General features: G+C 66.8%; 10 protein-coding genes. 6 read left to right on the top strand and 4 right to left on the bottom strand.

Annotated features, from left to right (window positions below; translation table 11 throughout):
* Positions 1-48: 48 nt before the first annotated feature.
* Genes H4P35_RS02305 through H4P35_RS02320 form a run of 4 tightly spaced genes read left to right on the top strand, consistent with a single transcriptional unit; the run spans position 49 to position 4,604 of the window.
* A complete protein-coding gene (locus H4P35_RS02305) occupies positions 49-765 on the top strand; it encodes a FadR/GntR family transcriptional regulator (RefSeq protein WP_301342121.1) in 717 nt (238 codons plus the stop codon).
* Positions 765-1,802, top strand: coding sequence for an L-idonate 5-dehydrogenase (locus H4P35_RS02310; RefSeq protein ID WP_226847904.1), 1,038 nt, complete (start codon positions 765-767; stop codon positions 1,800-1,802). The genes H4P35_RS02305 and H4P35_RS02310 overlap by 1 nt, the downstream gene beginning before the upstream one ends.
* A 52-nt stretch (positions 1,803-1,854) precedes the next feature.
* The gene (manD, locus tag H4P35_RS02315; RefSeq protein ID WP_226847906.1) at positions 1,855-3,066 is read left to right on the top strand and encodes a D-mannonate dehydratase ManD; all 1,212 of its coding nucleotides are present in this window, start codon (positions 1,855-1,857) and stop codon (positions 3,064-3,066) included.
* Positions 3,054-4,604, top strand: coding sequence for a mannitol dehydrogenase family protein (locus tag H4P35_RS02320; RefSeq protein WP_226847908.1), 1,551 nt, complete (start codon positions 3,054-3,056; stop codon positions 4,602-4,604). The genes manD and H4P35_RS02320 overlap by 13 nt, the downstream gene beginning before the upstream one ends.
* Before the next feature lie 31 nt (positions 4,605-4,635).
* Here the strand turns inward: H4P35_RS02320 and H4P35_RS02325 are convergent, their stop codons facing one another.
* Positions 4,636-5,406, bottom strand: a complete 771-nt coding sequence (locus H4P35_RS02325; RefSeq protein ID WP_226847910.1) for a class I SAM-dependent methyltransferase — start codon at positions 5,404-5,406, stop codon at positions 4,636-4,638.
* 126 nt (positions 5,407-5,532) lie between these two features.
* On the opposite strand from H4P35_RS02325, the gene H4P35_RS02330 reads away from it, so the two are divergent.
* A complete protein-coding gene (locus tag H4P35_RS02330; protein ID WP_062840236.1) occupies positions 5,533-6,357 on the top strand; it encodes a helix-turn-helix transcriptional regulator in 825 nt (274 codons plus the stop codon).
* Between the two features lie 294 nt (positions 6,358-6,651).
* On the opposite strand, the gene mutY is transcribed toward H4P35_RS02330, so the two are convergent.
* The gene (gene mutY, locus H4P35_RS02335; RefSeq protein WP_226847912.1) at positions 6,652-7,734 is read right to left on the bottom strand and encodes an A/G-specific adenine glycosylase; all 1,083 of its coding nucleotides are present in this window, start codon (positions 7,732-7,734) and stop codon (positions 6,652-6,654) included.
* Positions 7,735-7,960: 226 nt separating this feature from the next.
* Between mutY and H4P35_RS02340 the strand changes: the two genes are divergently transcribed.
* Positions 7,961-11,575 carry an indolepyruvate ferredoxin oxidoreductase family protein gene (locus H4P35_RS02340; protein WP_226847913.1) on the top strand — a complete coding sequence of 1,205 codons (3,615 nt, stop codon included), beginning with the start codon at positions 7,961-7,963 and terminating at the stop codon, positions 11,573-11,575.
* A 114-nt stretch (positions 11,576-11,689) separates the two neighbouring features.
* Here the strand turns inward: H4P35_RS02340 and H4P35_RS02345 are convergent, their stop codons facing one another.
* Together H4P35_RS02345 and H4P35_RS02350 are read right to left on the bottom strand one after the other, a co-directional pair.
* On the bottom strand, positions 11,690-12,460 hold the full coding sequence (locus H4P35_RS02345; protein WP_226847915.1) for a DUF6708 domain-containing protein: 771 nt from the start codon (positions 12,458-12,460) through the stop codon (positions 11,690-11,692).
* 2 nt (positions 12,461-12,462) lie between these two features.
* The gene (locus tag H4P35_RS02350; protein WP_226847917.1) at positions 12,463-12,951 is read right to left on the bottom strand and encodes a hypothetical protein; all 489 of its coding nucleotides are present in this window, start codon (positions 12,949-12,951) and stop codon (positions 12,463-12,465) included.
* Between the last annotated feature and the right edge of the window lies 1 nt (position 12,952).

Consider the following 12,952-nt stretch of genomic DNA (forward strand, 5'->3'; position numbering starts at 1 on the left):
TGGTGGACCAAATACGATTTGGTCAGACCAATTCAGGACGCCATCACGTTGCCCTCGCTAGCCAAACCCGAGGTTGCCCCCAGCCGCGCCGCGCCCGACCGCGGTTACCTGCGGCTGGCCGCGCAGATCCATGCGCTGGTGGCGCAGGGCGAATTTGCCGCCGGCCAGCGGCTGCCGGCTGAACGCGCGCTGGCCGAGCGCTTTGACGTCAGCCGCACGTCCGTGCGCGAGGCCATCATTGCGTTGGAACTGCAGGGCGTGGTGGAGGTGCGGGGCGGTTCGGGCATCTACGTCTGCGAACCGGATGCGAGCCGGCCGCCCACGATGCCGGAGGCGGGCGCCGGCCCCTTCGAGCTGCTGCGCGCGCGCTGCCTGATCGAATCCGAGATCGCCGCGCTGGCGGCCACCACCCGCACCGACGGGGACCTGGACCGCATCTTCGAGGCGCTGACGGCCATGCGCGACCGGATGACGGACAAGGACGCCAACGCCGAGGCCGACCGCCGCTTTCACCTGTGCATCGCCCAATCCACGGGCAACAGCGTGCTGCTGGCGACGGTGACGTCGATGTGGGACCAGGCTCGGGGCCCGGTCTGGGAAAAGATGGAACAGCATTTCCATACGCAGGCGTTGCGCCAGGCGTCGCAGGCCGATCACCAGCGCATCTTCGGCGCGCTGGTGGCCCGCGACGCGCGGCAGGCGCGCGAGGCGATGCACGATCACCTGGAACGGGTGATCGGCGAATTTGCTCAAGGGTGGCGCTGATGCTCAATTGCATGATCCACGGGGCGCAAGACCTGCGCCTGGACACGTCCGATTCGCAGCCCTTGGGGCCGTCGCAGGTGCGTGTCGGCGTCAAGGCCGTCGGCATCTGCGGGTCGGACCTGCATTACTTCCGGCACGGGCGGGTGGGGGATTTTGTCATCCGTGAACCGCTGACGCCGGGGCACGAGGCGTCCGGGCAGGTGCTGGAGGTAGGTGCGGACGTGACGGCGGTCAAGCCCGGCGACCGCGTCGCCCTGGATCCGGCGCGCACGTGCGGCGTATGCCGCTATTGCCGGCAGGGCGATTCCAACCATTGCGAGGCCGTGCATTTCTTTGGCAGCGCCAGCCGCTATCCGCACATGCAGGGCGCGATGCGCGAAGAGGTGGTGGTGCAAGAGGGGCAATGCGTGCCGGTGCCGGATTCGCTGTCCTTCGAACTGGCCGCTTTTGGCGAGCCGCTGGCGGTGGCGTTGCACGCGGTGCGCAGCGCGGGATCGCTGCTGGGCAAGACGGCGATGGTGGTGGGGGCGGGCCCCATCGGCGCGCTGATTCTGATGGCGGCGCGGCTGGCAGGCGCCAGCCGGGTCATCGTGGTGGACATCGTGGACCAGACGCTGGCGGCGTGCGCGCGCGTGGGCGCGTCGCAAACCATCAACGCGGCCACGGACCCGGACGCGCTGGACGCGCTGGCGGCAGGCAAGGGATCGGTGGACGTGTGCTTCGAGGCGTCGGGTAGCTATGCGGGGCTGGCAAGCTGCCTGCGCGCCGCGCGTCCGCGCGGCGTTGTCGTCACGGTGGGCACGCTGTCCGGCAGCAGCGAGGCGTGCCCCTTCAACCAGATCATGGTCAAGAGCCTGACGTGCGTCGGCAGCTTCCGTTTTGTGGACGAATACGCGATGGCCGTGGATTGCCTGGCGCGCGGCCTGATCGATGTGTCGCCGCTGCTGACGGCGGCCGTGCCAGTTGCGCGCGTGCACGACGCCTTCGCGCTGGCGGGCGATCGCAACCAGGCGATGAAAGTGCTGGTGACGTTCTGACCCCGCGGCCGCCTCGCGCGGCCGTCCCTCTCTCCTGTAGCCGGAAGCCAAGATGAAGATTACGAATGCACGCGTGATTGTCTGTTGTCCGGGCCGCAACTTCGTGACCCTGAAGATCGAAACCGACCAGGGCTTGACCGGCATCGGCGACGCGACCCTGAACGGGCGCGAGCTGGCGGTGGCGGCCTACCTGACCGAGCATGTCATCCCGTGCCTGATCGGGCGCGACGCGCATCAGATCGAGGACATCTGGCAGTACCTGTACAAGGGCGCATATTGGCGGCGCGGGCCGGTCACCATGACCGCCATCGCGGGCGTGGACACGGCGCTGTGGGACCTGAAGGCCAAGGCTGCCGGCATGCCGCTGTATCAGCTTCTGGGAGGCAAGAGCCGCAGCGGCGTGATGGTCTACGGCCACGCCAACGGGTCGGACATCGAGCACACCGTGGACGAAGTGCTGCGCTACGCCGACATGGGTTATCGCGCCATCCGCGCGCAAAGCGGCGTGCCGGGGTTGGAGAAGGTGTACGGCGTGGGCCGGGGCACGTTGTTCTACGAGCCCGCCGACGCGGACCTGCCCAGCGAGCACGACTGGTCCACCGAAAAGTATCTGCGCCACGCGCCGCAGCTGTTCGAACGCATCCGCGAGAAGCTGGGCTTCGAGCACCATCTGCTGCACGACGTGCATCACCGGCTGACCCCCATCGAGGCCGCGCGCCTGGGCAAGTCGCTGGAACCCTACAACCTCTTCTGGATGGAGGACGCCACGCCCGCCGAGAACCAGGAAGCTTTCCAGCTGATCCGCCAGCACACGACCACGCCGCTGGCGGTGGGTGAAGTCTTCAACACGATCTGGGACTGCAAGGACCTGGTGCAGAACCAGCTTATCGACTACATCCGCACCACGGTCGTTCACGCGGGCGGCATCACGCATCTGCGCCGCATTGCCGACATGGCCTCGCTGTACCAGGTGCGCACCGGCTGCCACGGCGCCACGGACCTGTCGCCGGTGTGCATGGGGGCGGCGCTGCACTTTGACCTGTGGGTGCCGAATTTCGGCATCCAGGAGTACATGCGGCATACCGAGGAGACGGATGCCGTCTTCCCGCACGCCTACACGTTCGAGCAGGGCATGCTGTATCCGGGCGACGCCCCGGGCCACGGCGTCGACATCGACGAGAAGCTGGCGGCGCGGTACCCCTATCAGCGCGCGTACCTGCCCGTGAACCGGTTGCAGCACGACGGCACGCTATGGAACTGGTAGGCGAGGGCGGCCGGCTGAACGCGCGGACGCTGGACGCCTTGCCCGCGCACGTGGCGCGTCCTGGTTTTGACCGGGCTGCGCTTGGCATCGGCATCGTGCATCTGGGCCTGGGCGCCTTCGCGCGCGCGCATCTGGCCGCAGTGAACGACGCCGCGCCGCGCGCGGGCGCGAGTGCGGATTGGGGCATCTGCGGCGTGTCGTTGCGCCAGACCGATACGCGCGACGCGTTGGCGCCGCAGGACGGCCTTTATGCGCTGGCGCTGCGCGATGCCGACGCCAGCGGCGCGCCCCGGCAACGCCTTGTCGTGATCGGCTGCCTGCGCGAGACGCTGGTCGCGCCCGAGGATCCGCAAGCCGTGCTGGACCGCATTGCGGCGCCCGGCACGCGCATCGTCAGCATCACGGTTACCGAGAAGGGCTATTGCCACGATCCGGCCAGCGGCCGCCTGAATCTGGACCATCCCGACATCGTGCACGACCTTGCGCACCCCGCGACGCCACGCGGCGTAATCGGGTTTCTCGTGCACGGCCTGCAGTTGCGCCGCGCGGCGGGCTTGGCGCCCGTCACGGTGATGTCGCTGGACAACCTGCCCGCCAATGGCCACCTGCTGCGCGCGCTGGTGCTTACGTTTGCGGCGCGCCTGGACGCCGGATTGGCCGAATGGATCGCGTCGGCGTGCACGTTTCCATGCTCGATGGTCGACCGCATCGTGCCGCGCACGACGGAAGCGGACCGCCAGGCGATCGCCGCGGCGCTGGGCGTGCGAGACGCCTGGCCGGTGGTGGCCGAGCCCTATCTGGAATGGGTCGTCGAAGACCGTTTTGCGGCGGGCCGGCCGGACTGGACCGCGGGCGGCGCGCGCTTCGTGGCGGACGCGGCGCCGTTCGAAACGTTGAAGCTGCGCATGGTCAACGGTGCGCATTCGGCGCTGGCGTATCTGTCGGTGATGGCGGGGTGGGCCACGGTGGACGAGGCGATGGCGCAGCCGGGCATGCGGCGGTATCTACGCGCGCTGATGGGCCGGGAGATCGAGCCGACGCTGCCGCCGCTGCCGGGGCTGGATCTGGCTGCGTACGGGGAAGGGCTGCTGCATCGGTTTGCCAATCCGGCGCTCAGGCACCAGACGCGGCAGATCGCGATGGACGGTTCGCAGAAATTGCCGCAGCGGCTGCTCGGCACCGTGCGCGACCGGCTGGCGGTGGATGCGCCGATCCCCGGGTTGGCGCTGGCCGTGGCGGGATGGTTGCAGTTCCTGCGCGGGGCGGATGAGGCGGGGCGCGTCTACGAGATCCAGGATCCGATGGCCCAAGCGTTGGCGCATCGGCGTGAGCTGGCCGAGCAGGCGGCGCGGCAGGCGGGCGAGGGACCGGCGGCGATGTTGGCCTGGGCGGGCGTGATGACGGGCTTTGAACCGGTGTTCGGAGACCTGGGGCAGGAACCTCGATTCGTGCGGGCGGTAGGCGCGGCTGCGCAGTTGCTGCGCAGCCTGGGTGTCGCGGGCGCCTTGTCCGCGATGCATCGCGCGTCGGCGGGCTGACGGCGCCTGCGGGCCGACTCAGGCTTGCGGTTCAGCCCGGCTTGCGCACCACGATGGTCGCCGTGTCGCTGGTGAACGAGGCATCGTCGCGCACGTCGAAGTGCGCGCGCACGACGTCCGGCGCGATGCCGAACATGTGGCGCAGCGCGGCCACCAGCGTGTCGGGCGTGCGCATGCGCGTGACCCACGACTGGAATTCCAGCGGCAGGCGGCGCGGCGCCAGTTCCTGCAGCGTGAAGCCGGCCTCGGTAAGCATGCGGGTCCATTCGGCCACCGAGTAGTCGCGCACGTGCGAGGTGTCGCGCAGCACCTCGATGGTTTGCAGCCAGGTGTCCAGCAGCGGCTCGCCCGGCGACACCACGTCGGCGAACACGGCTATGCCACCCGGCTTGAGCACGCGGAACGCCTCGCGCAGGCCGCGCCCGGCGTCCTGCCAGTGGTGGGTGGAGTAGCGCGACATCACCAGGTCGAATTCGCCGTCGCCAAAGGGCAGGTACTCGGCCTTGCCTTGTCGGGTGACCAGATTTGCAAGGCCACGCTTGGCGGCTTCGGCGGCGACGACGTCCAGCATCTGCTGCGACAGGTCGTAGGCGGTCACCTGCGCGACTTGCGGGGCCACGTGAAAGCTCACGTGGCCGCCGCCACAGCCCAGATCCAAGACGCGAGCGGCGGGGTGCTGGCCGGCAAGGGCGGCCATCTGAACCAGGTCTTCGCCTTGCGCGTGCACGGCGCTGGTCAGGTAGGCGGCGGCGCGGGGGCTGAATTGGCGGTCGACGGCGGCGTCGTGGGTGCTGGCGGTCATGAGAGGGTCCTTGTGTCGGGAATGCGGCGCGGGTTGTTGCCGGGAATCCATTCGGGATTGCGAAAGGGTGCAGGCGCTAAGATAGGCGGGCCCGTATACACGTACAAGCCCATTGCTCATCCTGGTATGAATACTTCCCCCCAGCCCGTCACGCCCGGCCACGAAGGCTCTCATCTGCGCCGCCACGCGCTGGGCGAGTTCGTGCGCAGCGCCCGGTCGCGCATCACGCCGCAGATGGCCGGCCTGCCCGAGGGATCGCGGCGGCGAACGCCGGGGCTGCGGCGCGAAGAGGTGGCGCAGCTTTGCGGCATCAGCGTCACCTGGTACACGTGGATCGAGCAGGGGCGCGAGGTGTCGGTGTCGCCGTCGGTGTGGTCACGCATCGCCGGCGTGCTGCAACTGGCGCGGGCGGAACGCGCCTACCTCTTCGACCTGGCCGATTGCGCCGACCCGCAGCACGCCCGCGACGACGCCGGCGGCGCGCCGGGCCCGCTGCAGGAATGCGTGAACGCGATCAATGCGCCGGCGTATGTGCTGGACCGCGCCTGGAACGTGCTGGCGTGCAATGCGCCGCTGGTCGACCTGTTCGACCACTGGCCCGAACGCGACCCCGCCCCGAACCTGCTGCGATACATCTTCCTGGACCCCGCCGCGCGCGAGCTGGTGGTGGACTGGGACCAGCGCGCCCGCCGCGTGGTGGCTGAGTTCCGCGCCGATGCGGGCGCACATCTGGACGAACCGGCCGTGCTGGCGCTGCTGGACAGCCTGAGCCGCCAGAGCGTGGTCTTCTCACACTGGTGGACCCGCCACGCGGTGGTCGAACGCGAAGGCGGGCTGCGCGAATTCCAGCACCCGCGCCGCGGCAAGCTGGCGTACCAGCAGATCACCTTCCGCCTGGCGACGCATCCGGATCTGAAGCTGGTGATGCTGCTGAGCGGGGCGGGGGTCTGACTCTGGAATGGGACGGCGCCGTAGATTGCCCGGCGTTTTCCGCCAAGGGGCAACGGTGCTGCTGTTTGACCGGTGTCTGACACCCGAGGGAGATGGCCGAGGGCCTGTTGCTGCGCCGCAGGGGTGTCAGACACCTGCGTTGGCGTGCGCGTGACCGATGTTTGACCAAGGCGCGACGGTGCTGCCGCTTGAACGGTGTCTGACACCCTGGAGCGCCGGTCGTGGGTATGGCGCAGTGTTGGCAGGGTGTCTGACACCGCTCAAGCCCACGCCGGCGGCCAACCTCCCCGATCGCTACGCCGCGTTTTCCTCGCCAAACAGGCTGTCTTGCATCCCGGCATCCACCAGCCCTTGCAGCAGCTTCTTTACTGGCGCGGGCAGCGCCATCGTCCCCAGCTTGTCCGCCGGCACCCAGCGCTCGGGTAGCGCCGGTTCGCGCAGGGCGATCGCGCGCACGGGCACGAGCCACGGGCGGATGTGCAGCCGGTAGTGCGTGAACGTGTGGGCGAAAGCGGCAAGTTCGAAGCGCTGCTCGGGCTCCAGCCCCAATGCGCGTGATGCGCTGTCGGGGTCGCCTGCCGCGTCGAATTCGGGCAGGCTCCACAGGCCGCCCCAGATGCCCGGTTCGGGGCGCTGTTGCAGCAGGAAAGCGCCCTGGTGCCGCAGCACCAACATACAGGTCTCGCGTTCGGGGATGGCCTTGCGCACTTTGGGCGTGGGCAACTCGGCCTGGCGGCCTTCGCGGCGCGCGACGCAAGTGTCCGCGACGGGGCATCTGTCGCAGGCGGGCTTGCCGCGTGTGCAGAGCGTGGCGCCCAAGTCCATCAGCCCCTGCGTGTACGCTGCCATGTCCAGTCCGGGCGCGGCGTCCACCTGCGCATGCGCCAGCGCCCAGAGACGCTGCTCGACCTCGCGCTTGGCCGGGTCGCCCGCTATGCCGAAGTGACGGGTGAACACGCGCTTGACGTTGCCGTCCATGATGGGCGAACGTTCGCCGTTCGAAAACGCGGCAATGGCCGCGGCCGTGGACCGGCCGATGCCGGGCAGGGTGGCGATGGCCTCGGCGGTGGGCGGAAAGCGGCCGTCCCAGTCGCGCACGATTTCCTGGGCGCAGCGGTGCAGGTTGCGGGCGCGGGCGTAATAGCCGAGGCCTGCCCAGTACGGCATCACGTCTTCCTGCGACGCGGCGGCCAGCGCCGCGACGTCCGGAAAGCGTTGCAGAAAGCGCTCGTAGTAGGGGATGACGGTGGCTACCTGTGTCTGCTGCAGCATGATTTCGGATAGCCAGATCCGGTAGGGATCCCGGGTGTTCTGCCAGGGGAGATCGTGGCGGCCGTGCTGGCGCTGCCAGGCGACGATGCGAGGGGCGAAGTCCATGGCGGCAATTATCGCATCGCCCTATTGCCCGCCCGTGGGCCAGGGGGTACAACCGAAAGGACTGGCGTCAGCTGGCCCTATTTTTTGGCCAGCCGGCGCGGCAAGCGCGATTCGGCCCGCAGAAGGCGTGAACGCATCAGGACTTCACTTTCACGGCCCTTGCTGGCCCGCGTGCGTTCTGTGGAGCTGCGCGCCGCTTGTTGGGGCATCCGATGTTGGAGTAGACATGAATGCCCCCCTCACGCCCGCCGTCCGCGCGGCGCTCGAATCCGTTCAGCTCGACGACAAATACACCCTGCAATCCGGCCGCGCCTGGATGAGCGGCATCCATGCGCTGGTGCGGCTGCCCATGATGCAGCGCGTGCGCGATGCGCAGGCGGGGTTGAACACGGCGGGATTCGTGTCGGGCTATCGCGGCTCGCCGCTGGGCGGCGTCGATCAGAACATGTGGAAGGCCGCCGCGCATCTGAAGGCGCACCACGTCGAGTTCCAGCCGGGCATCAATGAAGACCTGGCCGCGACGGCGGTGTGGGGCACGCAGCAGGTGAACCTCTTTCCCGGCGCCAAGTACGACGGCGTGTTTGGCATGTGGTACGGCAAGGGGCCGGGCGTGGACCGCTGCGGCGACGTCTTCAAGCATGCCAACGCGGCGGGCACGGCGCGCCACGGCGGCGTGCTGGTGGTGGCGGGCGATGACCATCCCGCCAAGTCGTCGACCCTGCCGCATCAGAGCGACCACATCCTGAAGGCCTGCATGATCCCGGTGCTGTTCCCGTCCAGCGTGCAGGAGGTGCTGGACTACGGCCTGCACGGCTGGGCGATGAGCCGGTACGCGGGGGTGTGGGTCGGCATGAAGTGCATCACCGACATCGTGGAGGTATCGGCGTCGGTGGACGTGGATCCGCACCGGGTGCGCATCGTGCTGCCCGAGGATTTCCAGCTGCCGCCGGACGGCCTGAACATCCGGCTGCCGGACACGCCGTTGCAGCAGGAAGCGCGGCTCTTGGACTACAAGCTGTACGCGGCGCTGGCCTATGCGCGCGCCAACGGATTGAACCGGGAGCTCTGGGAGGTGCCGCAGCAGGCGGCGCGCTTTGGCATCATGACCTCGGGCAAGGCCTATCTGGACACGCGCCAGGCGCTGTCGGACCTGGGGCTGTCCGAAGAGGTGTGCCGGCGCATCGGGGTGCGGCTGTTCAAGGTGGGCATGGTGTGGCCGCTGGAGTCCACGGGCACGCAGCGTTTCGCGGAAGGGCTGGACGAGATCCTGGTCGTGGAGGAAAAGCGCCAGGTGCTGGAGTACCAGCTGAAGGAGGAACTGTTCAGCTGGATCGGCAGCGGCAAGAAGATTCCTCGGGTGGTGGGCAAGTTCGACGACAAGGACGGCGGCGAGTGGTCGGTGCCGCAGGGCAACTGGCTGCTGCCGGCGCATTACGAGTTTTCGCCCGCGATGGTTGCCAAGGCGATCGGGGCGCGCCTGTTGCGTTTCGCGTTGCCGGACGACGTGCGCGCGGGCATCGAGGCGCGGATGGAATTCATCCGTGCGCGCGAAGCGGCGCTGGCGCGTCCGCGCGTGGTCGAGGAGCGCAAGCCCTGGTTCTGTTCGGGCTGTCCGCACAACACGTCGACGCGCCTGCCGGAGGGGTCTCGCGGCATGGCGGGCATCGGTTGCCACTACATGGTGCGTTGGATGGACCGCGGCACGGACGTTTTCACGCAGATGGGCGGCGAGGGCGTGCCGTGGCTGGGGCAGGCGCCCTTTACCGAGGAAAAGCACGTGTTTGCGAACCTGGGCGACGGCACCTACTTTCATTCGGGGTTGCTGGCGATTCGGGCAGCGGTGGCGGCCAAGGCGCCGATCACGTACAAGATCCTGTTCAATGACGCGGTTGCGATGACGGGCGGGCAGCCGGTGGACGGGCCGATCAGCGTGCCGATGATTACGCGCCAAGTGGCAGCCGAGGGCATCGAGAAGATCGTGGTGGTGACGGACGATCCGCGCAAGTACGTGGAGGTGTCGGACTTGGCGCCGGGGGTGCCGGTGCGTCATCGCGACGAGCTGGACGCGGTGATGCGCGAGCTGCGCGAGCATCCGGGCGTATCGGTGCTGATCTACGACCAGACCTGCGCCACGGAAAAGCGCCGCCGCCGCAAGCGCAATGCCTATCCGGATCCGGCGCGCCGCGTGGTCATCAATGAACGGGTGTGTGAGGGGTGCGGCGACTGCTCGGCGAAGTCGAACTGCCTGTCTGTGGAGCCGCTGGAGACCGAGTTCGGACGCAAGCGCAAGATCAACCAGTCAAGCTGCAACAAGGACTTTTCCTGTCTGAAGGGCTTTTGCCCAAGCCTGGTGACGGTGGAAGGCGGCAAGCTGAGAAAGCCGCAGGCGCTGGCGCAGTCGGGCGGCGTGCCGGACGAGGGTGTGCCCTTGCCGCGCCCGCACGGCCTGGATGTGCCTTACGGCGTGTTCATCGCGGGGGTGGGCGGCACGGGCGTGGTGACAATCGGCCAGTTGCTGGGCATGGCGGCGCACCTGGAGGGCAAGGGCTGTTCGGTGCTGGACATGGCGGGGTTGGCGCAGAAGGGCGGCGCGGTGTTTTCCCATGTGGTGCTGGCGGGGTCGCCGGAGCATCTGCTGAATACGCGGGTGGCGATGGGCGAGGCAGACCTGCTGCTGGCGGGCGATCTGGTGGTGGCGACGAGTCCGGAGGCGATGGCCCGGGTGACGCCAGGCCGCACGCATGTGTTGCTCAATAGCGATACGGCGCCGACGGCGGCGTTCGTGTCGAACCCATCGTGGACGCTGCCGGGCGCGAACCTGACGTCGGATCTGCAAAGCGCGTGCGGCAAGGACAACCTGGCCGCGGTGGACGCAGCCGCGATGGCGGTGGTGCTGCTGGGCGATGCGATCTACTCAAATCCGCTGATGATGGGCTACGCATTCCAGAAGGGCTGGATACCGCTGTCGCGCGAGGCGCTGTTGCGGGCGATCGAACTGAACGGCCAGCAGGTGGCGAACAATCTTGCGGCATTCGCATGGGGACGCCGCGCGGCGCACGAGCCGGCGGCGGTGGCGCGTCTGATGGCCAACGGCGGCGTGTCGCCCGCGCAGCCGGAGGACATCATCGAGATCACGCGGCCGCGGGCGCCGACTCCCGTGGCGGACCTGAAGCAGCCGGCGGGCGAACTGGCGCGGATGGTGGCGGTGCGCGAGGCGTTCCTGACGCAGTACCAGGACGCGGCGTATGCAAAGCAGTACACGGATCTGGTGGACAAGGTGGCGCGGGCGGAGCGGGAGGCGACGGGGACGAACCGATTGGCACTGGCGGTGGCGCGCTATTACTTCAAGCTGATGGCCTACAAGGACGAATACGAAGTCGCGCGGCTGTATTCGGACGGGGAGTTTGTGAAGCGGGTGGGTGAGCAGTTCGAGGGGGATTGGAAGCTGCGCTTTCACCTGGCGCCACCGGTGTTTGCGCGACGGGACAAGGACGGGCATCTGGTGAAGCGGGCTTACGGGCCGGGGATGCTGAAGGTGTTTGGCGTGCTGGCGCGGATGCGGTTCCTGCGGGGGTCGCGGTTCGATCCGTTCGGGTATACGAAGGAGCGGCGGGCGGAGCGGGCGTTGATCCAGGAGTATCGGGAGACGATGACGGCGATCTTGGGGAAGTTGAATCGCGGGAATCTGGATAAGGCCGTGGCGCTGGCTAGCGTGCCCGAGGAGATTCGCGGGTACGGGCATGTGAAGGAAGCGTCGATGGCGCGGGCCGATGCGACGCGAGAGGAGTTGTTGAAGGGGTTTACCGCAAGGGTGGTGGCGATTGGGGTTCGGGCGGCTTGATGATGCGCAGCGCCATCAGCCTCTTACCCGTTCTATGGCGTCTGCGCTTGGGTTCGAGTCGTGCCAATAAAGGAAACGTCGACTTTCCCTCATGTTGAATTGGATGGTCGCGTGTCACGGTGCGGTTCTGGACTCCAGGTCCATGTCAGCGGGCCATTTCACTTCGGGCGCGAGGCGCAGGCCGATGTTGTACCAAGGCACGTCGTTATGGTCGCGGGGTGGATCGGGAGGCGGAAGCGCCGAAGGACCCTGTTGCATATATGTGCAGATATACGCCCATGCAAATTCGTCAGCACCCATGGCGCTCAGGGGAAAGCGGTCAATGACCTTGTTGGTCCCGGGCTCGACGATAGAAAGCTCCACCCCCCATTGAAAGATGGGCACGCCTTGAGGGGTGAAGGCGCGCTTGTGCCAACGCTCAGCGCGCACTTGAGACCAATCATATGCCACAGGAACGACGCACCAGCGTTCGAAAGGGTTCCACCAACGGTCATTGAAGTTGTAGGCGTAAAGCCGCCGGCGGGCACGATTGAACCTTAGAGGTAGGTCACGAGGAACCGATATGTCCATGCGGATACACATCGCGGCTAGCCAGATGCAAATCGTCAAGCATAAAAGGCCCGAGAAAACAATGAAGGGATCCGAAAAAAGGTAGAAATGAGGGGGGGCAATCAAGATGTAAATCCCCGCTATCGCCATAATAATTCCCATCCAGAAGTAAATGCCTCGCGCGCGTGCTGAACCTCTCGATAACTCCAGATATATGTCATCCAAGTGGTTTGGAGCGTTCCCCTCCAAAGCCAAGAGCGCGGTTGGTGTGCAGGACGGTTCGGGCAGATCTGCTATCCAACCGCTGCATGGGGGGCGAAGTTTGGGTGCAGTCATGGCTAGTTATTCCACCCTCGGTTATCTGTTTTGTCTTCTTGAGAAAGCAGGCGGGCGAAACCCGATTTGTCATTTTTATCGGGCCAAAAGTGTGCCTCCAGCTTTACCGCGTGAACGCTGTGAATCGTGCGTAACGCGATGGCGCCCTTAATTATTAAAGTTTTTGTTTTTTCGTCTGAGGAGACGGTGGGTACTGTGGTATTCAAGAAATAATCGGAATTTTTTATGGAGGGGGGCGATGGTGTTTCGGTTGGTGGATTTCCGTTCTCGCCGGACGCAATCACTTGGCCTTGCGAGTCCCCGGGGCGATAGACCGTTAGCGCCCAATGATAGCGAGATGAGGTTTCCTCATACCCTGGAAGGGATATCTGATAGATAATATATTCTCCAGCCCATATCCGAACTCTTTTCCAGTCCGCCTGGTCGTCAGTGGGAAATGAGGCATCCCTCTTGCTAACCACCTGAGTTTTGACCTCCATCTCAGCTGTCATC

Origin of the sequence: Achromobacter sp. 77 (assembly GCF_020541125.1) — a bacterium.
Lineage (GTDB): Bacteria > Pseudomonadota > Gammaproteobacteria > Burkholderiales > Burkholderiaceae_B > Achromobacter > Achromobacter mucicolens.